General features: G+C 39.5%; 31 protein-coding genes and 2 pseudogenes. 29 read left to right on the forward strand and 4 right to left on the reverse strand.

What is annotated here, in order from left to right:
• Nucleotides 1-126: 126 nt before the first annotated feature.
• The 6 genes and pseudogenes from KJS58_RS07145 to KJS58_RS07170 form a co-directional block, all read left to right on the forward strand.
• Nucleotides 127-357, forward strand: a pseudogene (locus KJS58_RS07145) (RidA family protein); the annotation flags it as partial.
• A gap of 63 nt (nt 358-420) precedes the next feature.
• Nucleotides 421-1,419, forward strand: a complete 999-nt coding sequence (locus KJS58_RS07150; protein ID WP_213531828.1) for an ROK family protein — start codon at nt 421-423, stop codon at nt 1,417-1,419.
• A gap of 22 nt (nt 1,420-1,441) precedes the next feature.
• Nucleotides 1,442-1,981, forward strand: coding sequence for a GNAT family N-acetyltransferase (locus KJS58_RS07155; protein WP_249717003.1), 540 nt, complete (start codon nt 1,442-1,444; stop codon nt 1,979-1,981).
• Between the two features lie 200 nt (nt 1,982-2,181).
• Nucleotides 2,182-3,561, forward strand: a complete 1,380-nt coding sequence (gene gdhA / locus KJS58_RS07160; RefSeq protein ID WP_213532226.1) for an NADP-specific glutamate dehydrogenase — start codon at nt 2,182-2,184, stop codon at nt 3,559-3,561.
• 191 nt (nt 3,562-3,752) lie between these two features.
• The gene (locus tag KJS58_RS07165; protein ID WP_213531830.1) at nt 3,753-4,079 is read left to right on the forward strand and encodes a hypothetical protein; all 327 of its coding nucleotides are present in this window, start codon (nt 3,753-3,755) and stop codon (nt 4,077-4,079) included.
• Nucleotides 4,080-4,129: 50 nt separating this feature from the next.
• Nucleotides 4,130-4,705 (forward strand): HAD-IA family hydrolase, encoded by a 576-nt coding sequence (locus tag KJS58_RS07170; RefSeq protein WP_213531831.1) that lies wholly within the window; start codon nt 4,130-4,132, stop codon nt 4,703-4,705.
• A 98-nt stretch (nt 4,706-4,803) separates the two neighbouring features.
• Here the strand turns inward: KJS58_RS07170 and KJS58_RS07175 are convergent, their stop codons facing one another.
• Nucleotides 4,804-4,947 (reverse strand): hypothetical protein, encoded by a 144-nt coding sequence (locus tag KJS58_RS07175; RefSeq protein WP_201450690.1) that lies wholly within the window; start codon nt 4,945-4,947, stop codon nt 4,804-4,806.
• An 86-nt stretch (nt 4,948-5,033) separates the two neighbouring features.
• Here KJS58_RS07175 and KJS58_RS25415 point away from each other — a divergent pair, with 86 nt between their 5' ends.
• The 9 genes and pseudogenes from KJS58_RS25415 (at nt 5,034) to KJS58_RS07225 (ending at nt 12,992) form a co-directional block, all read left to right on the forward strand.
• The gene (locus tag KJS58_RS25415; protein WP_249717012.1) at nt 5,034-6,053 is read left to right on the forward strand and encodes a GNAT family N-acetyltransferase; all 1,020 of its coding nucleotides are present in this window, start codon (nt 5,034-5,036) and stop codon (nt 6,051-6,053) included.
• Nucleotides 6,054-6,320: 267 nt separating this feature from the next.
• Nucleotides 6,321-7,259, forward strand: a pseudogene (gene cysK / locus KJS58_RS07190) (cysteine synthase A).
• A 201-nt stretch (nt 7,260-7,460) separates the two neighbouring features.
• Nucleotides 7,461-8,201, forward strand: coding sequence for an SDR family NAD(P)-dependent oxidoreductase (locus KJS58_RS07195; RefSeq protein WP_213531834.1), 741 nt, complete (start codon nt 7,461-7,463; stop codon nt 8,199-8,201).
• Nucleotides 8,202-8,232: 31 nt separating this feature from the next.
• Nucleotides 8,233-9,012: an aminoglycoside adenylyltransferase domain-containing protein gene (locus KJS58_RS07200; protein ID WP_213531836.1), complete on the forward strand. Its 780-nt coding sequence runs from the start codon at nt 8,233-8,235 to the stop codon at nt 9,010-9,012.
• Nucleotides 9,000-9,620: an NUDIX hydrolase gene (locus tag KJS58_RS07205; RefSeq protein ID WP_213531837.1), complete on the forward strand. Its 621-nt coding sequence runs from the start codon at nt 9,000-9,002 to the stop codon at nt 9,618-9,620. The genes KJS58_RS07200 and KJS58_RS07205 overlap by 13 nt, the downstream gene beginning before the upstream one ends.
• Before the next feature lie 160 nt (nt 9,621-9,780).
• Nucleotides 9,781-10,218 carry a hypothetical protein gene (locus KJS58_RS07210; protein ID WP_213531839.1) on the forward strand — a complete coding sequence of 146 codons (438 nt, stop codon included), beginning with the start codon at nt 9,781-9,783 and terminating at the stop codon, nt 10,216-10,218.
• 16 nt (nt 10,219-10,234) lie between these two features.
• Entirely contained in the window at nt 10,235-11,053 is an 819-nt protein-coding gene (locus tag KJS58_RS07215; RefSeq protein ID WP_213531841.1) for a GNAT family N-acetyltransferase, read from the forward strand.
• Nucleotides 11,054-11,081: 28 nt separating this feature from the next.
• Nucleotides 11,082-11,600 carry a DinB family protein gene (locus KJS58_RS07220; protein WP_374705795.1) on the forward strand — a complete coding sequence of 173 codons (519 nt, stop codon included), beginning with the start codon at nt 11,082-11,084 and terminating at the stop codon, nt 11,598-11,600.
• Between the two features lie 255 nt (nt 11,601-11,855).
• Complete coding sequence (locus KJS58_RS07225) at nt 11,856-12,992, forward strand: YsnF/AvaK domain-containing protein (RefSeq protein WP_213531845.1); 1,137 nt, start codon at nt 11,856-11,858, stop codon at nt 12,990-12,992.
• Nucleotides 12,993-13,110: 118 nt separating this feature from the next.
• Here KJS58_RS07225 and KJS58_RS07230 read toward each other — a convergent pair whose 3' ends face one another.
• The gene (locus tag KJS58_RS07230) at nt 13,111-13,611 is read right to left on the reverse strand and encodes a DUF2798 domain-containing protein (protein WP_213531847.1); all 501 of its coding nucleotides are present in this window, start codon (nt 13,609-13,611) and stop codon (nt 13,111-13,113) included.
• A gap of 172 nt (nt 13,612-13,783) precedes the next feature.
• On the opposite strand from KJS58_RS07230, the gene KJS58_RS07235 reads away from it, so the two are divergent.
• The 5 genes from KJS58_RS07235 to KJS58_RS07255 all read left to right on the forward strand — a co-directional run bounded on the left by KJS58_RS07235 (nt 13,784) and on the right by KJS58_RS07255 (nt 16,875).
• A complete protein-coding gene (locus tag KJS58_RS07235) occupies nt 13,784-14,212 on the forward strand; it encodes an NUDIX domain-containing protein (protein WP_213531849.1) in 429 nt (142 codons plus the stop codon).
• Between the two features lie 112 nt (nt 14,213-14,324).
• On the forward strand, nt 14,325-14,978 hold the full coding sequence (locus KJS58_RS07240; protein ID WP_213531851.1) for a zinc dependent phospholipase C family protein: 654 nt from the start codon (nt 14,325-14,327) through the stop codon (nt 14,976-14,978).
• 40 nt (nt 14,979-15,018) lie between these two features.
• Nucleotides 15,019-15,345, forward strand: a complete 327-nt coding sequence (locus tag KJS58_RS07245; protein ID WP_213531853.1) for a hypothetical protein — start codon at nt 15,019-15,021, stop codon at nt 15,343-15,345.
• A gap of 374 nt (nt 15,346-15,719) precedes the next feature.
• Nucleotides 15,720-16,319: a hypothetical protein gene (locus KJS58_RS07250; RefSeq protein ID WP_213531855.1), complete on the forward strand. Its 600-nt coding sequence runs from the start codon at nt 15,720-15,722 to the stop codon at nt 16,317-16,319.
• A gap of 64 nt (nt 16,320-16,383) precedes the next feature.
• Entirely contained in the window at nt 16,384-16,875 is a 492-nt protein-coding gene (locus KJS58_RS07255; protein WP_213531857.1) for a DinB family protein, read from the forward strand.
• 103 nt (nt 16,876-16,978) lie between these two features.
• On the opposite strand, the gene KJS58_RS07260 is transcribed toward KJS58_RS07255, so the two are convergent.
• Nucleotides 16,979-17,227, reverse strand: a complete 249-nt coding sequence (locus KJS58_RS07260) for a hypothetical protein (RefSeq protein ID WP_213531859.1) — start codon at nt 17,225-17,227, stop codon at nt 16,979-16,981.
• A gap of 58 nt (nt 17,228-17,285) precedes the next feature.
• Between KJS58_RS07260 and KJS58_RS07265 the strand changes: the two genes are divergently transcribed.
• Nucleotides 17,286-17,966, forward strand: a complete 681-nt coding sequence (locus KJS58_RS07265; RefSeq protein WP_213531861.1) for an HAD family hydrolase — start codon at nt 17,286-17,288, stop codon at nt 17,964-17,966.
• Nucleotides 17,967-18,003: 37 nt separating this feature from the next.
• On the opposite strand, the gene KJS58_RS07270 is transcribed toward KJS58_RS07265, so the two are convergent.
• Complete coding sequence (locus KJS58_RS07270) at nt 18,004-20,394, reverse strand: putative bifunctional diguanylate cyclase/phosphodiesterase (protein WP_213531863.1); 2,391 nt, start codon at nt 20,392-20,394, stop codon at nt 18,004-18,006.
• Nucleotides 20,395-20,576: 182 nt separating this feature from the next.
• Between KJS58_RS07270 and KJS58_RS07275 the strand changes: the two genes are divergently transcribed.
• From KJS58_RS07275 to KJS58_RS07310, 8 genes are all read left to right on the forward strand, one after another.
• Entirely contained in the window at nt 20,577-21,062 is a 486-nt protein-coding gene (locus KJS58_RS07275; RefSeq protein ID WP_213531865.1) for a hypothetical protein, read from the forward strand.
• A 2-nt stretch (nt 21,063-21,064) separates the two neighbouring features.
• Entirely contained in the window at nt 21,065-21,547 is a 483-nt protein-coding gene (locus KJS58_RS07280; protein ID WP_213531867.1) for a hypothetical protein, read from the forward strand.
• Nucleotides 21,548-21,594: 47 nt separating this feature from the next.
• The gene (locus KJS58_RS07285; RefSeq protein ID WP_213531869.1) at nt 21,595-21,750 is read left to right on the forward strand and encodes a hypothetical protein; all 156 of its coding nucleotides are present in this window, start codon (nt 21,595-21,597) and stop codon (nt 21,748-21,750) included.
• A 95-nt stretch (nt 21,751-21,845) separates the two neighbouring features.
• Complete coding sequence (locus KJS58_RS07290) at nt 21,846-22,379, forward strand: RDD family protein (RefSeq protein WP_213531871.1); 534 nt, start codon at nt 21,846-21,848, stop codon at nt 22,377-22,379.
• A gap of 93 nt (nt 22,380-22,472) precedes the next feature.
• A complete protein-coding gene (locus tag KJS58_RS07295; RefSeq protein ID WP_213531873.1) occupies nt 22,473-22,976 on the forward strand; it encodes a YcxB family protein in 504 nt (167 codons plus the stop codon).
• A gap of 187 nt (nt 22,977-23,163) precedes the next feature.
• The gene (locus tag KJS58_RS07300) at nt 23,164-23,955 is read left to right on the forward strand and encodes a glucosamine-6-phosphate deaminase (protein WP_213531874.1); all 792 of its coding nucleotides are present in this window, start codon (nt 23,164-23,166) and stop codon (nt 23,953-23,955) included.
• Between the two features lie 9 nt (nt 23,956-23,964).
• Nucleotides 23,965-25,164, forward strand: a complete 1,200-nt coding sequence (locus tag KJS58_RS07305) for an N-acetylglucosamine-6-phosphate deacetylase (protein ID WP_213531876.1) — start codon at nt 23,965-23,967, stop codon at nt 25,162-25,164.
• Nucleotides 25,165-25,286: 122 nt separating this feature from the next.
• A complete protein-coding gene (locus KJS58_RS07310) occupies nt 25,287-25,682 on the forward strand; it encodes an RDD family protein (RefSeq protein WP_213531878.1) in 396 nt (131 codons plus the stop codon).
• The last annotated feature ends 75 nt before the right edge of the window (nt 25,683-25,757 follow it).

Below are 25,757 nucleotides of genomic sequence, written 5' to 3' on the forward strand. Positions count from 1 at the left end.
CCATTTGTCTTTTGAAATCTGCTGTGAATGTGCGTCTTTGCTTTGGCATAGTAGATCCGCTCCTAATCGTATTCTCTTCATTCTACTAGCCCTTAATTTTTCTGTCCAACTAAGTGTAGACGATCCAAAGATGCGCTAGGTAGTTTAGACAAAGTGAAGCGTGTTGTGAAGATTCAAGGTTTTGTGAATGCAGAACCTGGCTTTGAAGAGCACCATAAGGTGTTGAATGGGACATCCGATCTCATGTATGAGGTCTTTGGAGAAAAAGGAGTTCACGCGAGATCCGTATTAGGGGCTGTATCGGTAAGAGATAATCTTCCCATCATCGTGGATTCTATATTTGAAGTGGAAGAATAGACAACCTATGAAGTTTTAGAAAGCGCTATTACACCTATGAATTTAAGGGATTGGAGCTAACACATGAGTCAGTATACGATCGGAATCGACCTTGGTGGTACGAACATCAAGGCAGCTATTTTTAATAAAGAATTTAAAATGGTAGTTGAAAAAAACGTTCAAACGGAAGCAATCAAAGGTCCAACCCATGTACTAAATAGAATGAAAGAAACCATAATTGAAATGTTGCAAACCTCTAATTTGTCGCAATCTGACATAAGATGTATGGGAATGGGCATCCCTGGTCTCTTGAATCCAGATGAAGGGCTCTCGATTTTCTCCCCTAATTTTCCTGGTTGGGAAAATATCCATGTTGTAAATGAGATGGAGAATACCTTTGGAATTCCCACTTTTATTGACAATGATGTTCGTGTAAATCTCTACGGTGAATGGCGATTTGGATCAGGTATTGGTTTCGATAATGTTGTGCTAATTACCTTAGGAACAGGACTGGGATCAGGAATCGTCAGTGCTGGCAATGTGTTGTATGGAAAGACCTCGAGTGCTGGGGAAATAGGCCATATGAATATGTACAGAGAAGGTCGCCCTTGCAAGTGTGGCAGTTCAGGCTGCTTGGGTAGATATGTTTCGGCTGTCGGGATGGTCAACACTTTTATTGAACGGCTAAATGATGGTCATAAAAGTATCATTCAAGAATGGGTCCAACAAGATCAAAGCCAAATTACGGCTAAAATGATTTCTGATGCGTATGATTTAGGAGATCAAGTAGCAATGGAAGTGATGCATGAAACGGGCAGAATCTTAGGGTTTGGCCTTTCCAATGTCATTAATCTATATAATCCAGAGATGATCATTGTCGGCGGGGGCATGTCTGCTGCAGGAGATCGATTGCTAGATGTGGTTCGGGAGACAACTGCTAAGCATGCTTTAAAGTTATCCAACGAGGCATGTAAGATTCAGGAAGCTCAGTTAGGCGGAAAAGCAGGCATGATTGGTGCTGCTGTATACGCAAGCGAACGCTTAACAAAGAAACTCTCCAATAGAATTGAAATAGAATCCTGATTTGTGATGAGGGGGAGAAGCAGTGGAAACGTCAGAGACATCTGAAACATCAGAGACATCAAAAATATCAAATTCATCACTTGTTATTCGGTCAGCTTCATTATCAGAAGCGCCCATCATTTTAAACCTGTGGCAAAATTCGGCTAAGTGGCTTAATTCTAAAGGAATATACCAATGGCGTCCGGAGTTTTTTAATGTGGATCAGGTTATAGAATTTCTAACAAATGGTTCTGACGTTTACATTGCTGAGCTGAATTCGGAGGTAGTGGGGACTTATATTATTACTTGGACAGACCCTTTTATATGGAAAGAGCTCGATAATCTACATTCAGGTTATATCCACCGATTTGCAGTGAATAGAGATTATAAGGGAATGGGAATCGGAAATATTCTCTTAGAAAAAGCGGAACAGCAGATTAAAAGCCGGGGTAAGACTTTTGTAAGGTTGGATTGTATGGCAGACAACAGCAGACTTAATGTGTATTATCAAGATTATGGATTTAACTATATAAGAACAATAAATGGAGATGGATGGAGCGCTCATCTGTATGAAAAGCAGTAAATGAGCAGTAATTCAGGGTAATAGCATAACATTATTAGCACTATAGAACATTTTAATAGCGTTATAAAAAACATTTTATGGATTTTTATCTCGTATTTTATTTTGTTATCCTGTATATTTAACTACAAACTTTTATGCGTTTTGACAAAGAGAAGCCTACAGACTTTAATACAACAAAGGAGTGCATCGAAAAAGTGTCCATGATAACGAGAGAAAATACTGAACAAAACATGCTTATTGCTACAGAGTATGTTCATTCCGTTTATGAGTCGGTTGTTGCAAGAAATCCACAGGAGTTTGAATTCCATCAAGCGGTAAAAGAAATTCTCGATTCTCTTATTCCCGTTATCGCTGCTCATCCGAAGTACCGGGAAAACAGCTTGCTTGAACAGCTGGTTGAACCTGAACGTGTTATTACTTTCAAAGTACCTTGGGTTGACGATCAAGGTAAGGTACAGGTAAACCGCGGATTCCGTGTACAGTTTAACAGTGCAATCGGTCCTTATAAAGGTGGACTGCGGTTCCATCCTTCCGTGTACGCAGGAATTGTTAAGTTCCTAGGCTTCGAACAAATCTTTAAAAATGCATTGACGGGTCTGCCGATCGGCGGCGGTAAAGGCGGTTCTGATTTTGATCCAAAAGGAAAATCGGATATGGAAGTTATGCGCTTTACTCAAAGCTTTATGACTGAACTATATAAGTACATTGGTTCAGATGCGGACGTTCCAGCGGGGGACATCGGCGTAGGCGCAAGAGAAATTGGTTATATGTTCGGACAATATAAACGACTTACAAGTAGTCATGAATCCGGTGTCTTGACGGGTAAAGGACTACAGTACGGCGGTAGTCTTGCACGTAAGGAAGCAACTGGATTTGGATGTGTGTACTTTGTTGACGAGATGTTGAAATCGAAAGATCTTAGCTTCGAAGACAGCACGGTTGTTGTATCCGGTTCCGGTAATGTATCGATCTATGCCATTCAAAAAGCTCAAGAACTTGGTGCGAAGGTTGTTGCTTGCAGTGACTCCGGCGGATATATATACGATCCAGAAGGTATTAATCTAGAGACAGTGAAATATCTAAAAGAAGTAGAACGTCTACGAATCAGCGAGTATGTAAAAGAGCATCCTCATGCCACTTATACAGAGGGCTGTGAAGGAATCTGGTCTATCCCTTGTGACATCGCACTTCCTTGTGCAACTCAAAATGAGATTGATGAACATTCTGCTATTTTGCTAGTTAAAAATGGAGTGAAAGCAATCGGTGAAGGAGCTAACATGCCTTCTACGCTGGCTGCGATTGATATTTTCCATGAGCATGGTGTTTTGTTTGGACCGGCAAAAGCAGCTAATGCAGGCGGTGTAGCCGTATCAGCACTTGAAATGTCACAGAACAGCATGCGGTTGTCCTGGTCATTTGAAGAAGTGGATACCAGACTGCAAGAGATCATGCGTAACATTTATAGCAGCAGCGTTGAAGCAGCTGATCAATACGGTTGTTCAGGTAATCTGGTTGCTGGGGCAAATATCGCAGGTTTCCTTAAAGTAGCAGACGCTATGCTCGCTCACGGGATTGTCTAATAAAATAATAGTAAAGCTGTTATCAGCTTGTTAACAATGAGACCGTCTTCCATAGGAAGGCGGTTTTTTATATTACTGTTTAATGTAGATGGAATGACAAAATTGCATTTTAATGATTAGATAGAGGGTTTTTACAGATGAGTCAAGAAGTATAGAGGTTATCGCTGAAACTGTATGAAGGGAGGAAGAGAATGAATCGTGTGAATCGTAAGTTCAATTGGATTCTAGGATTCGTTGGATTCATAATTAGCCTCTTCATTATAACTGCTCCAGATGAAGTGGATTACAATGAATGGCTTTCAAGTAAACAAGGCATTATCTGTGATCATAGTGGTTTGGAATCGGGATGCAAGATGGGAGATAGAGCGATTAATCGTGATACAAGAGAAATTAAAAATGCGAGGATATATTTGCAGGTAAGAGAAACTTTTTCTCAATCAAATAAGGAGTATGACATAAAAGCAGTTGGGGTATTAAATCACTTTTTTGATATGTCATCTTTTACGATATATGACTAATCAGCTGAATATTAAAGCTTTCAATTACAGTGAAGAAAGGAGTTCATACTATGAATATCCTGTGGGATTTTGATGGTACCTTGTTTAATACATACCCAGCTTATACTGAAATTCTTTATGAGATTCTCAGCCATACAGTATCTAAGCAAGATATATATAATCACCTGAAAATTTCATTTACCCATGCTGTTCAGTATTACGATTTATCAGAAGAACAGGTAAAAAGACTGTTTGCCATGGAGAAAGCAGTACACCCAGCAGATACGACTCCCTTTCCGTTCGTTGAGGATATATTAAAGTTTGCCGATCTAAATGTCATCATGACACATAAACCTCGTAAAGATGTGGAACATATTTTGAAATATTATGACTTTGAAGATTATTTTACCGAAATTGTTGCTATAGATGATGGATTTCCGAGAAAACCTGATCCTGCATCTTATATTTATTTACATCATAAATATAAGATTGATCTAGTGATTGGGGATCGTGAGATTGATATTGTCCCGGCGAAGTCCATTGGAATAAAGACTTGTCTATTTCAGAACAGCACTCCTGGAGCAGATGTATACTTGACGGCATATGAAAACTTTTTTGATTTAACTTCCATAGCAATAAACAACTAATCAGTTAAAAATTTATTTATCCATTACTCAGAGTTGTGAAAAATTGAGCAAAATTATCCACAGTAAAAAACCTCCAAACTATATTGGAGGATAGAAAATCATTTACTGTCGGATCCTGATTGAGCGAGTACAGACCCTGCTAAAGATTTTGAGGTTTTACTAGCAGAGTTACTTTGCAAAACATGCGATGCTTTCTTAGACAATTTCTTAGAAGATACTTTATTTGCGCTTGATTTAGCCATGATACGACACCTCTTAGTTTCAATTTTATATATATTTAATAAACCGCTGAGTTCATTGTAAACATTGATGCATGGAGGAAGAGAGTATGAATATCTGTTTGCGAGAGCTTAATGAAAATGATCCTATGATCATTTCGAATGCTTTTAAACAACAAGGCTGGGAAAAGCCTGCAGATTTATATGTTAGATATTTGGACGAACAGAAACGTGGTGAACGTGTATCGATTGTTGCTGAAGTGGATGGTGATTTTGCCGGATATGTCAATGTGTTATGGGATTCGTATTATCCTTCTTTTCGAGAAAAAGGGATTCCTGAAATTAATGATTTTAATGTATTAATGAAGTATCGCCGATTAGGCATTGGCTCTAAATTGATGGATAGAGCAGAGGAGATCATTAAAGAACGATCTGATTTTTCCGGAATTGGGGTAGGGTTATTTACGGATTACGGAAATGCTCAAATTCTATATGCAAGACGGGGGTATATCCCCGATGGCAGAGGAATACATAATGGTCAGAGGTATCTTGAATATGGAGAGGTTGCCACAATCGATGATGATCTTACCCTTTATTTAACTAAAAAACTGATCAAACAAGAGATTTGCATCAAGAATATAACAGAAGAACAAGCAGAACACTTTTGGAAAATAAGACTAGAATCATTAAGAGTAAGCCCTGAGGCATTCGGAACTTCTTACGAAGATTCTGTTGGGACGCCAATCAGCGAAGTAGTGAAAAAGATCAAAAATGAACATGACGAGTATATTCTAGGAGCTTTTAAAGAAGACAATCAAATTGTAGGTATCGCAGGTTTCAGAAAAGGACAAGGAATGAAGTTTAAACATAAAGGAATGGTATGGGGAGTTTATGTATCACCCGAATATCGAGGAAAAGGGATCGGCAAGAGCCTCATGGTAGAAGTATTGAACCGGGGAAAAGATTTAGAAGAGTTGAAGCAAATCAATCTCAGTGTGATAACGGTAAATAGATCCGCAGTAGAACTCTATAAGAAATTAGGGTTCGAATCCTATGGTGTTGAAAAGAATGCTTTGGAGTATATGGGCGAGGTATACGATGAAGAGCATATGACTTATTTTTATAAGTAAACTACAACAAGTTTGAATCGGAAAGAAGTGAAGGTAGCATGATAGGAACGATCCTTATTGTACTATTACTATTTATTATTACAACGAGTGTTGTCACTATGGAAGTAAGATTAAAAAGAAAAATGGAAAGAGACGAAGGATTAAATGCGAGACTTGATTTATTAATAAAAGACATAAGAGAGATCAAGGAAACTGTTAATAAAGAATCATAAGCATAGATTTTTTTATGGGATTAATCACTAACTGAAATTGAACGGAGGAACCTCAGTGGCAAAAATAGCAAAGAATCTTACTGATTTAATTGGTAATACACCGTTATTAGAACTTGCTAACTTTTCTTTGAATCATCATCTAGAGACGAACCTTATTGCTAAATTAGAATACTTTAACCCTGCAGGCAGTGTGAAAGACCGAATTGGACTTGCGATGATTCGAGATGCAGAAGAGAAGGGCGATATTAACAAAGATACCGTGATTATAGAACCGACTAGTGGAAATACGGGAGTGGGGCTTGCTTTTGCAGCTGCAGCATTAGGATATAAGTTAGTGATTACGCTTCCCGAAAGTTTCAGTATGGAACGCAGAAAATTGTTATCTGCCTTGGGTGCAGAATTAGTTCTCACTCCTGCTTAAGAAGGAATGGCTGGAGCAATCAAAAAGGCCGAAGAAATTGCCGATACCATTCCTAATTCATATATTCCGCAGCAATTTAAGAATCCTGCTAATCCTGAGATCCACCGAAAGACAACAGCAGAAGAAATTTGGAGAGATACGGATGGGGAAGTGGATATTTTTATTAGTGGTGTGGGAACAGGCGGAACCATTTCTGGGGTAGGCGAGGTGCTAAAGGGTAGAAAACCTGAGGTGCAGATTATTGCCGTTGAGCCATTTGATTCGCCAGTTCTCTCCGGTGGGAATAAGGGATTACACAAAATTCAAGGGATCGGTGCTGGATTTGTGCCCGGTAATTTTCATCATTCGGTCGTTGATGAGATTATTCAAGTGAAAAACGAAGATGCTTATGAAACAACACGACAGTTAGCGAGAAGCGAAGGGTTGCTAATAGGTATTTCATCTGGAGCAGCGACGTTCGCCGCACTACAAGTCGCAAATAGACCAGAAAATAAAAACAAAAAAATTGTCGTACTACTCCCAGATACAGGCGAGCGTTATCTATCGGTACCCGATCTTTTTCCAGAAGCATAAAAGTAGAGCAGTTACATGCTGAATGTAGCTGCTCTTTTTTGAGTTATTTTGGAGTCTCCTTATCAGTTCACGGGAGAAAATGACTTAAACCTATCGCTACTCGCGCACAATATGTATAATTATGGTAAATAACACCTGGAAGAAGTCAAACTGAGGATATTCAAGAGAATAGTACTGTATGAAAAATAGGGGGCAAGTTCTATGGCTGAGAAGCACTTTATTATTACGGGTACATCAAGAGGGATCGGCGAGCAACTGGCTATGATGCTGCTTGAAAGAGGCAGTCATGTTCATGGTATATCTAGAGGAAGTTCAGATGTCTTATGTAAGTATAAGAATTACTCGCATCTTAAGTTCGACTTAAGTAATACAATGGGTGCTCAGCATATGCTAGATGGAATTCTGAAGTCAATTAATACGAACGATACAGACATGTTATGCCTGATTAACAATGCGGCTATGCTTGAACCACTCAAATCAATTGAAAAATGCACGCAGGAAGAAATAAATAAAAATCTGCAAATTAGTTTAATTGCTCCTATGGTTTTGACTTCTTGTTTTATTCAGCAAACCGAAAGTCTACAGTTGAGAAGAAAAATTATCAATATATCTTCAGGTTCAGGGACATATCCAGCACCCGATATGAGTGTGTACTGTACAGCAAAAGCAGGACTAAACATGTTTACCAGGTGTGTGGGAGCAGAGCAAAATAAACGAGAAAATCCTATTGAAATTATAGCGGTTGATCCAGGTATGGTCGACACCGAACTACAAAGGGTGGCTAGAGGGAAAAATGAGACTGATTTTGGGATGGCTCCGTTTTTTAATGCAGCTCACGAAACGGGACAATTGATATCAACCAGGGATCTTGGAGAGCACTTGTTACATAGGATTGATCAGAAGATAGAGCCTGGAAAGATCGTTACTTACGCTGAAGTGTAGCAGGAGATAACCCCTTACAAAGGAGAATGAAATGCATAGACCCATTAATTTAGACGGCGTTGTTCATCTTTTTCAGAAAGAATTGCAAGATGCTCTTACTGGCATATACTTGCATGGTTCAATGGCAATGGGATGTTTCCACCCAGAACATAGCGATATAGACATCTTAGTGGTCGTTAAGTCGAAACAATCCAGAGATACATATAAGAGAATAGCAGCCGGACTTATTCGGTTTGAGGAAGAGCTGCATCTGACAAAAGGCATAGAGTTAAGTGTAGTGCTCAAAAAATATACAGATGAATTCGTATATCCTACTCCGTTTGAATTTCATTATTCATTAGCACATAAGGAAAAATATAAATCAGATCCGGATTATCTATGCGGCGGCTATGAGGATACGGATTTAGCAGCTCATTTCGTAGTTATCTTTCATCGGGGGATCGTACTCTATGGAAAATCCATTAGAGATGTTTTTACAGCGATTGATAAGTCGTATTTTATAGCATCGATTCAATCCGATGTAAAGGATGTGACCGAAGGGATTACCGAAAATCCGGTGTACTATGTCTTGAATTTATGCAGAGCACTATTCTTTCTCAAAGAAGAGATTGTATCTTCCAAAAAGGAAGGCGGAGAGTGGGCCGCCGAGGTTGTACCCATGAAATATGCAGATGTCATACATGACTGTCTTGCTGCATATCAAGGTAAAGTTGATACGATTAAGCAGGATGACGAGATCTTGCTTGAGTTTGCTACTTATATGTTAGAAGAAATCGATAACGCAGGGAGTGTAAATGAATGGAAGAAGTAAAATGGCTTACATGGGCAAAACAGATCCAGGCAATCAGTCAGATTGGTCTCGCATATGGTAAAGATATTTATGATATTGAGAGATACGAGCAGCTGAGAAGCTTAAGTGTAGAAATAGTAAACACATATACGAAAGTCGATTCAGATCAGATTACCGATTTGTTCGCTAATGAAACCGGGTATGCCACTCCAAAGGTAGATGTCAGGGGTGTTATTTTTCAGGACGATAAAATACTCCTCGTTAAAGAAAAGGCGGATGGTGCGTGGGCACTTCCTGGGGGATGGGCAGATATCGGGTTATCTCCACGCGAAATTGTAGTGAAAGAAGTAAAAGAAGAATCGGGATTTGATGTCGTACCTCGGCGGTTACTTGCTGTATTGGATAAAAATAAGCATTACCATGCACCTTCTCCTTACCATGTGTACAAAATATTTATATTATGCGAAATCATGGGCGGTAGTGCGATGGAAGGAATGGAAACAAGTGAAGTGAAATTCTTTGATCGGTCCAATCTACCACAGCTTTCGGAGGAGAGAAATACATACGGACAGGTCCAACTCATGTTTGATAAAGGCTTACAAGCGAATAGTGAAGTGATATTTGATTGAATAAGATAACGAGAACCAATATAAAGAGAAACAATATAAGTTACTGGACATCTCCTGGAACTTCTACGATCTAGGGAGGAGTAATCAAATCAATACACAAAAAGTTAAATACATTACATTCATCGTGATGATATCTTTGTTGTTGAACATGATACTAATCATGATGTTGATAACGAATAATAATAGAATCGACGATGCAATTTCAAGCCATACTTTTCAAGTTCAAACAGATTTGTTGGAACTAGAGAGCGCAATTCGTTATCAAATGGATCAAAATTGGCAAGATGATAACGTTGTTTTAGAGAAAATGGAAGATATCAAAGAAGAATTAAATTCGTTCATGAAAATAGGTCAAACCTTAGGAAGATTAACAAAAGAACAAGAAAGAGAGCTTTCTATTCTTTATAACTATGTATCAAAATATCCCGATTATACAGGTGTTCCTAACACAGTTCTAAGTTCTGCAGATAGAAAAAAACTAGAAGTACTAGCAAGCAATCTCCTCAAAGCAGGCTGGGGAATGAACATCGGTTATAGTGGCGATTGGGACAGCTTTTCTGAAAACTTAAATAAGTTACTTAAACAAAGTACTCATTAGAATGGCTGGTGCTCATATGATAACGAAACTAGATAAACAAGAGTTTTACAAGGTACAACCTATCACGGATCAGTGTAGAAATATTGAAGTTAGGGCAGTGGTGAACGGGATGAATCCCGGTTCGGTTTACGTAGATCATGGGACGGATGTTACCGCCGCTATGATTTGGATCCAAGGTCAGTCCGGATTTCATATGGTTGGAGACCCTCAGAGTGAATCTTTCTTGACGTATTTAGAAACTTACATGATCAATGAAATTGAACCTAGACTCAAAAAGCTGAATATTGATGCCGTGGAAATAAGTGTGGAAAATGATCGTTGGGCAGAAACACTGCAAATGATATTTAGAAAACGAAGCCTATTAAATGATAATCAATATGTGTTTGAAATGACTGAAAACGATGAAAAACAAAGTAGTAATTATGTGCAGAATACGATGATTCATAGAATAGATAGAGATTTACTTGAATCTAGAGGATTTGAAAATAAACCATTCCTGGAACAGAAGATAGCTAGGTTCTGGGAATCGAAAGAGGACTTCTTACAACACGGTTTTGGATATATGGCAGAACTTAATCATAATGTGATAAGTGTATGTTTTTCTGCTTTTGTAGATGGCGACACCCATTCGGTAGATATAGAGACACTAGCAGAATATAGGAATCAACATGTTGGCACAGCAGTTGCTTACGCATTCATAGAAGAGTGCAAACGTAAGGGAGTAAAGCCATATTGGGATTGTATGCCAGAGAATATGGGTTCGGTGCGCCTTGCGAAAAAGATGGGAATGTCACTTTCATTCGACTATCAAATTTTCTGGTATGACATCACCTAAATACATGGAGGTCATTAACATGATAGACATGAAGCAGATCTTTCTTATTACCGATATTCCTGGGTACTCCCCTCAAATCAGCCGTTTATTATCGATGATGAACTATGCGAGATTTACCACTTTGGAAGAAGTAAAAGATTTATCTGTACAACAATTAGATTTTTTAGTGGACTCCAAAAGTAACTCGATAGGTGCGCTCTTATCACATTTTGCAGCAGTGGAATATGCTTACCAGGTGGGGACATTTGAGAAAAGAGGATTGAATGAGGAAGAAACCGCGATCTGGGGTCCAGCTTTGAGCCTTGGTGAAGAAGGGCGTAATAAGATTAAAGGGAATGAACTAAGCTATTATACCGATCAGCTACAAGCAGTAAGGCAACGAACTTATGAATTATTTAAAACAGTAACAGATGAATGGCTCTATACAGAAGAAGAGTTTTGGGCTCAGCAACAAGCCAATTATTATTTTATGTGGTTTCATGTATTTGAAGATGAGATCAATCATAGAGGCCAGATTAGAATGATTAGAAAAAGAATGGATATATAAATAGATTTGAATAGAGGTTGATTTTGCGGAGAGTTTCTCTGTGAAATCAACCTTTTTGTTTGCTTTTAGTATGAAGTGGAAAAGAGCGAAAATCATCAAATCATACAAAACGTAATTTAATAAATGTCAAGTAAAATGTTTTAAATTATTTTTAGGGGTTTAAATCTAGAACAAGCAAGCATCACTAAGAAATCAAAAATTAAAAAATACGAATCACTAAAACTAAAATGAGAGAATCTCAAGGAGGAATTTATTATGTTAAACAAAAACACAAACCATTTGGAAGATGTAAAGAAAACGGACAAGGTACACGCAAATGAAAGAATCGTAGGTTCATTTAGAACAGAAGAAGAAGCAAGCCGAGCTATTGAGCAGCTAAAAGCGAAAGGTTACAGCACTGACGAAATTTCAGTAATTGCAAAAGATCGAAAAGATATGAAGGCAATTAGTGACGAGACAGGAACGAAAGCTCCTGAAGGTGTTGCAACAGGTGCAACAGCAGGCGGACTGGTTGGCGGTATCGCTGGTCTATTAGCAGGACTTGGAATCATGGCTATTCCTGTATTTGGTCCAATCATGGTAGCAGGTCCAATCGCAGTAACACTGACAGGTACTGCTGTTGGAGCGGGTGCCGGCGGACTGGTTGGCGGTTTGATTGGTCTGGGTATTCCAGAAGACGAAGCGAAAGAATATGAGTCTAACGTAAAAGAAGGACAAATTTTGGTGCTCGTTGAGGACAAAGCAGACACTAAATCAAGTGTGCATGATATCTTCCGTAATAATAATGCGACAAATGCACACCTTTTTAATAAAAATCAAGGAGTACGTAATTCTTCCGTAACATCTACTCCGAATACGGCAGCTGCAAATGTTGATCGTAGAACAGCTGACCGCCAAGTTACACCTGAGAATGTGGGCAATGGCCGCTTTGATTCAGGTGAAGATGAAAAGACAATGCGTCTTCGTGAAGAACAACTGGATGTATCTAAAAATAAGGCTAAAGTTGGCGAAGTAGAAGTTCACAAAGAAGTTGTCGAAGAACAGAAAACCATTGATGTTCCTGTAAGTCATGAAGAAGTCGTAATTGAACGCAGAGCTGTTCATGACAACACAACAAACGAACCTATCGGAAAAGATGAAAGTATTCGTATTCCCGTAAGTGAAGAGCAAGTAGAAGTTAATAAACGTAACGTAGTAACAGGCGAAGTTGAAGTTCACAAAGAAACTGTTCAAAATACGGAACAAGTTCAAGATACGGTAAAACGTGAAGAAGCTCGTATTTCCCGTGAGGGTGAACCGGCAGTGAATGCAGATGTTGATGCTACGACTGCACGTGATGGACTTAACCGTGGTACTGTAAATGATACTGCAGTTAACCGTCCAAGACGCTAATCTTGGTACAACGAACGAAAATAAAGCAAATAAAATAAACCCGATGAGTCTCATACTCATCGGGTTTATTTCTGTAGAAATAAAGTTACAATCTACAATCCTAGAAAGAGAACTATATTCACAATGAGCTGTTCGATGTACTTAAGTTGACTACGGGCTCATCCTTAACGAATTTCACAAATAGGAACCTTACCAAAGGACCAATCACTAGTAATTGAACAGGGTAGGCAACAATGACGTTTTTGAGAACCGTCCGTCCATAGTTTGCGAGGATCGAACCTTCGATGCCATTCATAATCATGGATGTAATAAGACCGTATACCGACATGCAGAGCACCATACCTATAACCATACAAGTAGATGTAGCCAGAATGACATACAACGACTTGGATTTATCAAATGGCAAGGAAAACGCGGCTTTTCGAGCAATAGGTCCAACAATAAAAGACTCTACTAAAAAAGCAATTACAAATGTTAAAGCAAATTGTGATAAAATACCAGAAAAAGGTAATGTGGTTAACAAACCATTCAAATACATGTTGTAAAAGAACATGACACATACCATTCCAAAACACATCATTAATCCAAAAATAATTCCTTCTTTTTTGTTACTAGGCAATTTTTTTCTTCCTTTCGTTTTGCAGATAAGCTCTAGTATAGTGACATAAAAATTTCTTAGTAAGTGAACAATTTGTGAACTTTGATACAGAGTTTATAAATTTTTCTTCTTAAACTCCGTTAATCTGTGGAGATCAGACTCGTTTTTAATCCTAGAGAAGAAGGTGTAAATGATGGATCAATATACCCACCTCGGCGTATATGGCATTCTCGTCAAAGATAATCGGATCTTGCTCGTTCAAAAATCGAGAGGTCCGCATAAGGGGAAATGGGATCTTCCTGGTGGATCCATTGAGTTTGGCGAAGAGCCTCTGTTTACGCTGAAGAGAGAGCTTCTAGAAGAGACAGGGATTGAAGAGATAAATGCGGTTATTCATAGTGCTCCGTCCTATACTCTTATTCATCCGTTTAGAAAAGATCAGCTAGAGGAAATGCATCATATCGGGATCATTTACAAAGTTAGTATTAATAATGAGAATTACATCTTGAAGGTAAGTGGAGATGGCCATGATTCTCTTGGAGCAAAGTGGTTCTATAAGGAAGAATTTAATGAACTGGAAGTGACACCATTTGTAGAAGGAATAAGGGGACAGATTCTATGAAATAGAAAGCTGGTTTTAGATTTGGATGGGGTAAAAATGGCACTCGAGCGGTATATAGCAAAGACCGCACCTTTGGTGTAACAGTTTCTTATTTGAGAGGGGAATTAAGGATATGCCTTGGCCAATGATCCATTTTGCAGTAGCGAATAGAATGTATGAAGGTCAAGTATCACCTGCTTTTTTACTGGGAAGTATTGCACCGGATGCAATTCACGCAAGGGAAGGGGCAACACGGAAAGAGAAAATGCGGTCTCACTTTGTCAGGAACGATCGCCTAGCTGATCCCGTGCTACTTACTAGTAAATACCTGGAGTATATCGATCTAAGTGAAGATCCGGCGTGGAAAGCATACATAGCAGGGTATTTCATACATATCTTTACAGATGAACGATGGACGGCAACACTCTATGCTGACTTTGAGCGCAAGGTTCAGAAGGACCCGGTGGAGATTCGGAAGATTTACAATGAAGAAGTAAGTCAGCTGGAGTATGATCTTTTACGGAGCAGCTACTGGATCGATGTCATCCTGACTCAATTAGAGGCAGCTACTGGGTTTGAGGTGGCCCCTTTTGTGAGTGTGGAAGAAGTAGAAAAGTATCGTGATATGAAGCTGGAGTGGCTAAAGGATCCGAAGAATGAACCGGGAATTGAGCTGGTTTATTTTACAGAAGACAGGGTTCGTGACTTTATTAAGAAAACGGCGGACGAAGCTAAAGAACTTCTCAAAGCTTGGGAAGCGTTAGAAAAACGGACGATTCAAGGGTGAGCTTATGGTCTATCTTACCTATGAGTGGAGGAGAATCACAATGAAAAAGATTGTAGCAGGAGGTATTTTATTTCTTGGTGGAATCATTCTTTATCTAGGTATTTATCTTCCTGCACTTGAACTTGGTCTTACTTTAGGCAGTTTTACGACTCCCCCAGGAAGAATCGGGTCAGCACTTGAAATAACCGAAGGAAATACTCCCATGTTTTATGCAATAGGATGTATGGGGCTTGGATTTATGCTCATGGTATGGGGAGCTTTAAAAGATGAGCTAAGGAAGACTTACTATTATGTAAAGAGAAAGCTCATTCATTTATGGAGGAACTATCTCACAGAGAAGAAAGAGGAGCCTAGCAGTAGCAATTAATAATTTTCTCGAAAGTAGGACAATGGAAAAAAATTCTTGATCAACTGGGACTGTAAAGTTTGGGATAGATATACAGAAAACATGTTTCTGATACAACAAAGAGGGACTGAACAGAGTTTACAGAAGAATCATGAATGGGGCAGAAGATAGTGTCGAAGATTATTATAAAATACTAAAACTTGAACAGAATTCTATCCGTTTGTGATCCGATCTTAAGAACCATAAAGAACATGAAACCGATATTCGATTCATGTTCTTTTTTATGAGGAGGCTTCATGTTGGTAAAGGATCAGAAGGTATAATATTACAGGATATAGTATAATCGTGCTTTACTATATTCACGAAACATGACATCAGGGGGCGTACATAAGGATATGAACAAGAAAAAAATCGCTATTATCATTTGTGTTTTACTTGGATTACAAGTTTTGAGCAGCTTCACACAGAACTGGCACCTAACTGCATCAGGTGCGATTCCTGGGAATCATAAGATTATTATTTCTCAGGATACAGTCTATGGTAAAGCCGCAATCTATGAAGACACCATGAATAATACGTTCGGAGCTGTTAAACTCAGAAAAAAATTAGGTTTATTTTATGAATTTGGTGGTCATGCAGTAAAAGAATCCCCTGATCGAGACATGCCTTTTCAGGCGGTAGGGTTTGAAAATGATGTAGAAGAAGATGACAGCTATGTTGTCGGCGTTAAAGTAAATCGCGACTCTAATATTACCTCCGTATCACTTGGAAATCACAAGAGGATAAGTTACTTGAATGAGCCCTATGAGTTCAGTATGAAGGACATCGAAGCCCATCCAGATCAGTATCTAGTTGAGGAAGTGAAGGATGGTTATGCGCTGTTTGTCATGGACGATTACACCGACGTAAGTTGGAACATAAGAGGTTTTGATAAGGAAGGAAATATGGTTGCTGATAAATTGTCCTCTGCCGAGCCGCGGTATACGAACTGGTAAAGAGTACATACAGCTTTAGAGACGGAAGCCAGAAAACAATAAAGAAATCTGAAAGGGGCAGGGAATGCAAACTTTTTTCAGATATAACTGGATTGTAAGAGAACAGTGGTACGAGTGGTGTAAGGATCTGCCGGAAGAGGAATTATTGCGACCACGAACCGGAGGAGTCGGAAGCATTTTACAGACGCTTTTTCATATCGTAGATGTAGAGTGGAGCTGGATTCGAAGACTGCAAGGTAAACCGGATGATCAGGAGAATTTTGATGATTATGCTTCGCTTCAGAAGGTAAGAGAGCTTGATCAGCGATTCAAACCTGAAGTGGAAGCATTCGTTGCTGCATGGGACAATTCAATGGAGTCCCGAGCATTTTACGATCATAGGCCTGATGGTAGTGTTGACCGTGATGCTTGGGGCGAAGTAATGCGTCATATCATAGCACACCAAATACACCACATGGGACAGCTGTCTGTTTGGGCAAGAGAAACAGGAATTCAGAAGAATCCGATTTCTCCTAATGTTATAGGTAAGAATCTAATTGCAGTTCAGCAAAAATGAGAGGGAAAACGAAGATGGAATAATGGGAATACAAAACGATGAAATATAAGACAGGTGGGTTCTTGGGAGGAAAAGTCGATACGGAGGAGTTCGAACAGGTCGCTTAATCAGAGATTGTCTCTATTGATATAATCTGATCGTACACCTGGTAGTACAAAGGAGCGCCGATAAGTAGAAGAACAACAAATAAGATCATTAAATTACGAAATAATTTCACGTTCTTTTCTTTCTTTGCATACAGCCAAAAAGGAAAGCAGATACAGGCAGCCAGCAGAAAAAACAACTCAGCAATAACGATCACTGGAGCATAATCCTCAAGCCTCATTAACTTCACCTCATCTTTTTTATCCAATTATAGAATATTTTTCTCTGCCTTGCGATAAATAATTTTCCGATCAGGGGGCTAATAGATGAAATTCAAAGCGGTATTTCTCGATTTCTATGGCACATTAGTACATGAAGACGATGATATTCTGCCTCTTATTTATGATGAAGTAAAACGCTCCAGCTCGGATGATGTAGAAGTAAATCATATTGGAAAGCACTGGTCTACTACGTTTTTTCACCTATCGCGAGAAAGTTATGGCGATTCGTTTCTCAGGCAAAGGGAGATCGGTATTCAGTCTTTAGCAGATACGGTTCGTAACTTTAATTCATCTTGTATAGCAGAAGATATCATTCAAACTCAGTTTAATAACTGGATTCAGCCTCCATTATACGAAGATACGATTCCTTTTCTGGAATCGCTCGTAGGAACCCCTATTTACATTCTATCTAATATTGATCGGGATGATATTACGGCTGCCATGAACTATCATGGGATTTCGGTAACAGACGTAATTACGAGTGAAGATGTGAGATCTTACAAGCCAAGAAGTGAATTATTTGAAGAGGGACTACGCAGAAGTGGATGTACAGCGGATGAAGTGATTCATATAGGGGATTCTCTTACAAGTGACATTGAGGGAGCCCAGCGCCTTGGCATCAAAGCAATCTGGATCAATAGGCTTGGTAGAAAGCTGCCGGATCACTATAAACCAGATTACATATATCCGAATTTAAGTGAAGTTCATTTGGAATCTTTATCATAAAAACAAAAGGGATACCCAATGAATGGGATCCCTTCTTTTAATGCTTATCATCTGCTAAAAAAACCTTAAGTTGTTCTGTTGGCATAGGGCGCCCTCTAAGATAGCCTTGAACTTCATGACATCCTAGTTTACAGAGCAAGAATAATTGTTGCTCCGTTTCTACACCCTCAGCGATAACTTTCATACCAAGTCGATCTGCTAATTCAATAATTGTCTGTACAACCTTTGCTTCATTCACGTTCATTGCAATGTCTTGAATGAGAGAACGGTCAATTTTGATATACGTGAATGGAAAACGATTCAACATACTTAGGGAAGAGAATCCCGTACCGAAATCATCAATGGACAGTGATACACCCAGCTCCACCAGAGCACGACAGATTTCTAGTGATTTTTTCGAATCGAATATCGCCGTTCTTTCCGTGATTTCAAGACATACATTTCGCGGAGAAAGATCATGTTGCTGCAGTAGCTCTGCAATTCGTTCTGCAAATAAAGGTTCTCTGAGCTGATGCGCAGATAAATTAACAGAAACCAAGATATCAGCATACCCCTCATCCACCAACTGCTTCGTTTGTTTAAAGGCGGCATTCAGAACCCAATCACCCATGGATTTTATCATTCCTGTATCCTCGGCGATCGGTATGAATTGAGCGGGGGACACGAATCCTAGTTCTGGTGAATTCCATCGAATTAAAGCCTCTAATCCAACAATACGATTTGTACGAGTATCGATCTGCGGCTGATAATATAGTGTGAATTCATTTTTGGCAAGAGCGGTGCTGAGTCCATTCACGATTGTTAAATTACGTTCGGCCATGGCTTTTAAGTTAGGAGTATAGGAATAATATTGGTTACGTCCTGCTTGTTTTGCAGCGTACATAGCAGTGTCTGCACTGCTATACAATGCTTCAATGGTTCTGCCATGCTCAGGCGCTATACTGATTCCAATTGATGCCGTAACGGTGTATGGTTTTCCAAAGATATGAACGGGCTGCTGTAGAGAAGATAAAAGTTCATTAGCATAACGAATGGCCTCCTCACTATAGCTCACAGGCACGGTTATAGCGAACTCATCTCCACCTAGCCGGGAAACGACTGCAGAGGAGGGCATACTCTCGCGAATTTGGCCTGCAACATGCTGTAATAAAAAATCTCCAGCTGAATGGCCAAGCGTATCATTGATCCATTTAAACTGATCGAGGTCTATCATAATGACAGCTGTCTGCTGATCTTCTAAATTAGAATTTTGAAGTGCCTGCTCTAAATTTTCTATAAAATGAAGCCGATTTCCGAGTCCTGTTAAATTATCCTCATAAGCCAGTTTTTGCAGTTTTGCCTCTGCATTCTTTGTTGTAGTGATGTCACGTGTAACCAGATAGCAAAAAATCTGATCATCAATTTCCAAATAGGCGGTGTCAATTTCCACGATCTTTGTTTCGTGTACAAAAGTATTGATTTTCTGTTCCATATGAATCGGTGTCATCGTGCCAAATTTTTCTTTATATAATTCTTTGATCATTTGTTGCTCTTCTTCAGGAATCAGAGAGATTAGATCAATTCCTTCTTCTGGAATTGTATTTGAAATTCCAAGCGATTTCCGAAAAGAGTCATTTATTTCTACAGCGAATCCTAAGTCGTTTACAAGTGCAATCCCTTGTCTTGATAAAGAAAACAGAACTTCGAACCGACGATTAGGTGAAGCGAGAAAGTCATAGTGAATCATGGCAGAACGAATATAATAAGCCCAGATCAATATACAATACGCGGGCATTATTTCATAAGGGAGTACTCTAAAAAGAGTCTCAGGGCCAAATGAATTTTTAAATAAGGAAAACACTGCCCAAAAGGCAGCCCACAATAGACTGAGGACGAGCCCTCGTTTGATTCTATGCATACGAAGGTATTCTTTTTGTGACCAGTTCTTATCCCTTCGCTGCCGATTGCCAATCCATAAAAAGAGAAACAACATCAAAAAATTATACCCTGCAATCCCCATGATCATGATCACCATGTAGAAATCCAACTGTTCAGAACGCCAAAATACACTTTGTGTACTTAACACAATAGCTTCAGGGGGATTCGTTAAAATGGGAATGATACCAATCGATGGGACTAAACAAATCAAATGTCGGAATAACGGTTTTATTCGTATTTTACTAACCAAGCTATAGAGATAGAGCCCGAGTGTCATCGTTACAAAAGCGCTGATGTATTTCACATACATCGTTACGTATAATCCAGATGCAATTGGCAATGTTTTTGCCCAGAATCCTCCAAGAAAAAATAAACTGAGTGAAAACAGTAATAACATACTTAGGCGATTTAATGTACTGGGAGGATTTTTGAAATAAACTTCAATTCCCAGTGCGAATAAAATCAAAAACGGGATAAATAAAAATATAATTTGTAGGATCATGTTGTACATTACCATCGCTCCATCTACTAGACTTCATTAACTCTTATTCAAGACAAGATTCTATTTTACAGTATATAACTGGTTAATACATAAAAAGGTTGAATATTAATTATAGATGTGGAATCATAAAACGATATAATAAATGGAAAATAAACCTATCGCCAATTGAAATGAATGGGGAGAATTCATTAATGAAGAAGAGAAGGTATATAACAAAGCTCCCCCGAAAAGAATGCCTGTCCTTTATAAAAGAAAATATTGATTTTATTCGCTTTGATTTTTATAACGAATCCTTTCGTGGATGGACGAAATTCGGCATTTTTAGCATTTCGTATAACGATGGGGAACACAATAGGAGAAGAATCGTTCGTAATAAGGCGGTAGGCCGGATTTCTGTAAAAGATGGAAAAACTCACGTTCGTTTTCGTCTATATAAAGGATGGACAGATCCTTTTGCTCTTATATACACGATGTTTCTTTTTTCATGTATAAATTTAATCATGGGCCCTCCGTTTATTTCTGAAATGTTTTTCCTTAGTGTAAGCCTGTTACCTGCGATTATGGTTTTATATTCTTGGTTATACACGATTTTATCAGAAGATGGTCATTCCAATGAGGCGATTTTGCTTGCTTATGTAGAGCGAGTATTTGAACTGGAACCGGAGATGAAGCAGTGATAATGATAAGTCATAAAAAGAAAAGGATTTATTTATGGATCAGTGCAGCTGTAATTAGTTGTATTGTTGCTACACTTTATTATCATCGGGATTTGCCTTTCCATCACAATATAGAGGCAGTGATCTATTCTCCAGATACAACATTTGAGAAAAAGACAAGGGTAATACTGGATGGGGAAAAATACAAAAGATTATCGGGTAAGCACCGGATTACAGGAGAAATTAAGGTAGACCAAGATTTGACGTATCACTTTACTGTCGACCTAGACGAAAATCAATATGAATATGCGATTCCTTACTATAGTGAGGATGGAAGTCGGCTTACGCTTGGTTTTATTCATATTTCCAAAGATCTGGATCAGGTATGGATGAAATCAAGTGAAGTAAACATTCGTTATCAGCTTCATGATGGGTACATCTATGGTCCAGCGAGTTCGACAGAGGATGTAGGCGATTCGTTAACGAAGATGCTTTATGGTAAGTAAGCAGCGTAGACTGCTCTATTATAAGTACAAGGAGATTCATAACTATAATGTTTGTTATTACATCGGTTCTTTCATTTTTGATCGGCGTATTTTGCGTAAAGTTCGGAATGGATAATTCAAAACAAAGTAAATACAACGAGGAAATGCTGCAAGAGCTTAGAGATATCAAAGAATTACTTGAGCAAAGAAGAGGAGAAAAGTAGAGAAAAGAAAAGTAGAGTACAGGTCACAGCGTGATAATACACACTTCAAGAATGATACATACAGCAAGAATGAACATATAGGAGGATTTTGCACGATGGATGTAACAACACCGATTCCGTGGAGAAGATATTTTGCTAGAATGTTTGATTATGTGGTTCACGCTGCTCTTTTTTTATCTCTATGGGCAGTGATCGATGAACCAAGTCTTATACGGCTAATGGAATACAGTTCTGCGACCGTCGATTTTTTGATGCTTGTCGTGTGGATTGTGCTTGAAGGATGCTATATGAATATTTTTAAAACAACACCAGGCAAGAAACTGCTTCATATTCAAGTTGTTCACGCAGATGGAAGTCCAATCGGCAGATATGAAGCTTTTGTCCGTGCACGTATGGTATGGTACCGGGGCATGGGGATGGGTATTGGAATCTTGCAGCTGATTGCGGGTGTGATTGGATACAGAAGATTAACTAGAAAGGGTTATACCAGTTGGGATGATGACCTGAGGCTTACTGTGAGGCATGGCAGGCTTGATACTTACCGGGTTATTCTTTACACCGTAATCGTTAGTCTTTGTTCCTTTTGGGTGATCTTTTTATTTGTGAGATATGCTCTAGCAATGAATTAGAATAAAACGGTGGTTTAGGTCTGCAATGTACCGTATGATATGAACAGGATCGACGAATATTTTTATAGGAAAAGAGAGGGATACACCGTATTCATGAAAATTACGATTGATTTAACAAAAGAGGATTACTGGAATATGAACAAGTTTGTCATGTTCCATATTCCGAAATACCGAAACCTGCTGATGCTCACATTCATCAGCCTGCCGATCATTATCATTGCAATGCTTCGTTTCGTGTTAGACTATTCTTGGGCATATTCTATTATTATCGGAATCCTAGTGAGTGCATTATCTGCGTTTTATATGATTTTCTCGATCAAACGCAAGGTCATGAGACTTGTAAAAACAAACGCTGGAACAGTCGGTAAACATGCTATTGAACTTAATGGGGAAGGCATGTACGAAACCACCGAATATAATAATCTAGAGTATTCCTGGAAAGAGATCGAAGCTATTAAATCAGATAAGGATTATATTTATATTTTCGTCAATAGTGTTCAGGCGATCAATATTCCTAAACGTGCTTTTGCGGATGATGAACAAGAGCAGGCATTTGTACATCAACTCGAACAATATACTCATAAGAAAATATCTTAATAAAGAAGGGCCAAGAGCGATATAAAGCTTTTGGTCTTTTTTTGTGATTTTATACAGGATAGTCGTATCCCGGTCACGAATGAGAAAACAAAGAACCTCGTCATTTACGTAATTATGCAGTCATAAAGTAAATAGATCGATAAAAACAGAGTTTGAGATAGGGACAATTCCAAAGGAGGAATGAACGATGGAACAAACCACATCAAGCATGACTTTTTTTCGTGACAGCCTTAAGGTACAGGTGTATGCAGACCGCAAACAGATGGGACTTACTGCAGCTGTTCTTGTGGCAGATCAGATGAGAACTCTGCTTCAAAAGCAGGAACGAATCCGGATGATTTTTGCTGCAGCTCCGTCTCAAAATGAGTTTTTGGATGCCCTCGGAAAAGCGGAGGGAATCGACTGGAAACGGGTTGATGCCTTTCATATGGATGAATATGTAGGATTGCCAGAGTCCGCTTCACAGCGGTTTGGTCTATTTTTGAAGCGTGGTTTGTTTGATCGTGTTCCGCTTGGGAATGTTCATTATATTAATCCATCTAAGGATGCAGAGGAAGAGTGCAATCGGTATACGAAACTGTTGACTGCCTCTCCAGTAGATATTGTCTGTATGGGGATTGGAGAAAATGGGCATATCGCTTTCAACGATCCGCCAGTTGCAGATTTTTCTGATCCCGTCTGGATGAAACGTGTAGAGCTGGATGAGGCATGCCGAGAACAACAGGTGAATGATGGATGTTTTGCGAGTCTGGATCAAGTTCCAACCCATGCGTTAACTCTGACCATTCCAGCGCTATTATCCGGAAAATATATCTACTGTATGGTTCCAGGCCCGCTCAAACGGGCAGCCGTTACAGCAACCTTAACGGGACCTATAGAACCAAGTTGCCCCGCTTCTATACTGCGAACGCATCAAGGAGCGATTTTGTTCCTAGATGAGGCGTCATATGATGCTGAGCTGGGTCTTGGAAAGGATTGATCTGGGCCTATGAGTGAATATAACGATGCTGCTGTGGAAGGAATTCACTACAGGACAGGGGAGAGAATCAAACTCATCTGTAAAGATGGAAAGATCAGTGAAATCAAAGTCTTATCTAGCACTCCAGCTAAACGTAATGAGAGAAGCTGTGATCTTCATGAGATCAAGGAGGGGCTTCCTCTGATTGGCCCGGGACTCGTTGATCTTCAGATCAATGGATTCCAAGGCTACGACTTCAATCATCGGCATCTAACTTCGGAAACGGTAAAGTCGGTAACAAGGTTACTGCTGCAGCAAGGCGTGACGTCCTATTATCCAACGCTGATTACAGAGAGCTCAGAACATATTGAGCGAGCCCTTCGCACTATAGCTGCCGCCTGCGCGGAGGATCTAGAAGTGGCAAGCATGATATCCGGAATTCATGTAGAAGGCCCTTATATCTCACCGAAAGATGGTGCAAGGGGAGCGCATGCTTTGAAGTGGGTGAGAAAGCCGGACTTTGAGGAATTTACGCAGTGGCAACAAGCTGCAGAAGGCAGAATTAAGCTAATTACACTCTCACCAGAATGGGAGAATGCAGAGGTTTTTATCCGTCAATGTGTAGCCGCAGGAATTACCGTCTCCATTGGTCATACCTCTGCGTCATCCTCTCAGATCAAGGCTGCGGTTGCTGCTGGAGCATCGATGTCAACCCATTTTGGTAATGGTATACAAGCAGAGCTTCCTCGTCATCCGAATGTCCTATGGGCACAGCTTGCAGCAGATGAGTTATCATGTTGTCTCATTGCGGATGGGTTTCATCTCCCAGAGGAAGTGCTTAAAGTAGCCCTGAAGGTAAAAGGAGATCAGGCGCTGCTCGTAAGTGATGCCGTTGCCCTCTGCGGAATGCCGCCAGGGTATTACGATACACCTGTTGGGGGCAAAGTGGTCCTTACTCCGGAAGGCAGACTCCATCTAGCCGAGTCCCCCGAACTGCTTGCTGGCTCTGCACAGCTGCTGACTAGAGGGATCGAACATCTTACTAGAAGCGGGATCTGCCGTTTAGAACGTGCCTGGGATATAGCTTCTGTAATTCCCTCTTCCATGATGGGCTTATCTTCAGCACGTGGAATTGAGGTTGGAGCACCAGCGGATGTACTTCTGGCCTCCTGGGATGGCGAGCAGTTCAAGGTCCTTCGTACGTATAAGGCAGGAAAGTGCAGCGAGTAAAGCAGGCCTCTAAGAAATCACGTTTTTTATCATTGAAGAAGTAACTACGCCCACTCTATTGTTGTTATTACATATGAGCTAATCATAAAAGAGAAAACAAAATAGAGCGGAGAGTGAGTGTCATGAGTGTGGTAGCAGGTAAACCTGCGGGATTTTGGAGACGTTTGGGAGCGTATATCTTAGATTCATTTGTTATCGGCATACTAATGAATACATTTATCGGTTTGATAGGTAATACAGCAACAGAAGTGCTATTAATGCTATACTTTTTGCTGCTGCCTGTGTTTTGGAATGGGTTTACTGTAGGCAAGTATCTATGTGGTATCCAAATTCGAAGAGTACTGGATAAATCACCTCCAACCGTAAAGAACATGTTACTCCGATTTTTTGTAGGATCTTTCGTGTACGCTGTCACACTCGGAATTGTTCAGATCGTTAGTGGCTATTTTGTTATAACTCGGGAAGACAAACGCTCCATTCATGATCTCATTGCCGGTACAGAGGTAGTACGAAGATAATCAGCAAAAGATTCCACTGCAAAACCGACTGCAACATATAGAGCAGTTGGTTTTTTTAACAGGGAGGTAACAAAA

This window comes from Paenibacillus sp. J45TS6, from assembly GCF_018403285.1.
Lineage (GTDB): Bacteria > Bacillota > Bacilli > Paenibacillales > Paenibacillaceae > Paenibacillus.

Bases quoted from the DNA above. Each gene is read 5' to 3' on its own strand.
- KJS58_RS07170 (WP_213531831.1), top strand. From the start codon at position 4,130: ATGAATATCCTGTGGGATTTTGATGGTACCTTGTTTAATACATACCCA.
- KJS58_RS07275 (WP_213531865.1), top strand. From the start codon at position 20,577: ATGAAGAAGAGAAGGTATATAACAAAGCTCCCCCGAAAAGAATGCCTG.
- KJS58_RS07205 (WP_213531837.1), top strand. From the start codon at position 9,000: ATGGAAGAAGTAAAATGGCTTACATGGGCAAAACAGATCCAGGCAATC.
- KJS58_RS07310 (WP_213531878.1), top strand. From the start codon at position 25,287: ATGAGTGTGGTAGCAGGTAAACCTGCGGGATTTTGGAGACGTTTGGGA.
- KJS58_RS07210 (WP_213531839.1), top strand. From the start codon at position 9,781: ATGATGTTGATAACGAATAATAATAGAATCGACGATGCAATTTCAAGC.
- KJS58_RS07195 (WP_213531834.1), top strand. From the start codon at position 7,461: ATGGCTGAGAAGCACTTTATTATTACGGGTACATCAAGAGGGATCGGC.
- KJS58_RS07300 (WP_213531874.1), top strand. From the start codon at position 23,164: ATGGAACAAACCACATCAAGCATGACTTTTTTTCGTGACAGCCTTAAG.
- KJS58_RS07295 (WP_213531873.1), top strand. From the start codon at position 22,473: ATGAAAATTACGATTGATTTAACAAAAGAGGATTACTGGAATATGAAC.
- KJS58_RS07150 (WP_213531828.1), top strand. From the start codon at position 421: ATGAGTCAGTATACGATCGGAATCGACCTTGGTGGTACGAACATCAAG.
- KJS58_RS07165 (WP_213531830.1), top strand. From the start codon at position 3,753: ATGAATCGTGTGAATCGTAAGTTCAATTGGATTCTAGGATTCGTTGGA.
- gdhA (WP_213532226.1), top strand. From the start codon at position 2,182: ATGATAACGAGAGAAAATACTGAACAAAACATGCTTATTGCTACAGAG.
- KJS58_RS07220 (WP_374705795.1), top strand. From the start codon at position 11,082: ATGAAGCAGATCTTTCTTATTACCGATATTCCTGGGTACTCCCCTCAA.
- KJS58_RS07250 (WP_213531855.1), top strand. From the start codon at position 15,720: ATGAACAAGAAAAAAATCGCTATTATCATTTGTGTTTTACTTGGATTA.
- KJS58_RS07240 (WP_213531851.1), top strand. From the start codon at position 14,325: ATGCCTTGGCCAATGATCCATTTTGCAGTAGCGAATAGAATGTATGAA.
- KJS58_RS07245 (WP_213531853.1), top strand. From the start codon at position 15,019: ATGAAAAAGATTGTAGCAGGAGGTATTTTATTTCTTGGTGGAATCATT.
- KJS58_RS07280 (WP_213531867.1), top strand. From the start codon at position 21,065: ATGATAAGTCATAAAAAGAAAAGGATTTATTTATGGATCAGTGCAGCT.
- KJS58_RS07290 (WP_213531871.1), top strand. From the start codon at position 21,846: ATGGATGTAACAACACCGATTCCGTGGAGAAGATATTTTGCTAGAATG.
- KJS58_RS07265 (WP_213531861.1), top strand. From the start codon at position 17,286: ATGAAATTCAAAGCGGTATTTCTCGATTTCTATGGCACATTAGTACAT.
- KJS58_RS07200 (WP_213531836.1), top strand. From the start codon at position 8,233: ATGCATAGACCCATTAATTTAGACGGCGTTGTTCATCTTTTTCAGAAA.
- KJS58_RS07270 (WP_213531863.1), bottom strand. From the start codon at position 20,394: ATGTACAACATGATCCTACAAATTATATTTTTATTTATCCCGTTTTTG.
- KJS58_RS07235 (WP_213531849.1), top strand. From the start codon at position 13,784: ATGGATCAATATACCCACCTCGGCGTATATGGCATTCTCGTCAAAGAT.
- KJS58_RS07285 (WP_213531869.1), top strand. From the start codon at position 21,595: ATGTTTGTTATTACATCGGTTCTTTCATTTTTGATCGGCGTATTTTGC.
- KJS58_RS07175 (WP_201450690.1), bottom strand. From the start codon at position 4,947: ATGGCTAAATCAAGCGCAAATAAAGTATCTTCTAAGAAATTGTCTAAG.
- KJS58_RS07305 (WP_213531876.1), top strand. From the start codon at position 23,965: ATGAGTGAATATAACGATGCTGCTGTGGAAGGAATTCACTACAGGACA.
- KJS58_RS07255 (WP_213531857.1), top strand. From the start codon at position 16,384: ATGCAAACTTTTTTCAGATATAACTGGATTGTAAGAGAACAGTGGTAC.
- KJS58_RS07215 (WP_213531841.1), top strand. From the start codon at position 10,235: ATGATAACGAAACTAGATAAACAAGAGTTTTACAAGGTACAACCTATC.
- KJS58_RS25415 (WP_249717012.1), top strand. From the start codon at position 5,034: ATGAATATCTGTTTGCGAGAGCTTAATGAAAATGATCCTATGATCATT.
- KJS58_RS07225 (WP_213531845.1), top strand. From the start codon at position 11,856: ATGTTAAACAAAAACACAAACCATTTGGAAGATGTAAAGAAAACGGAC.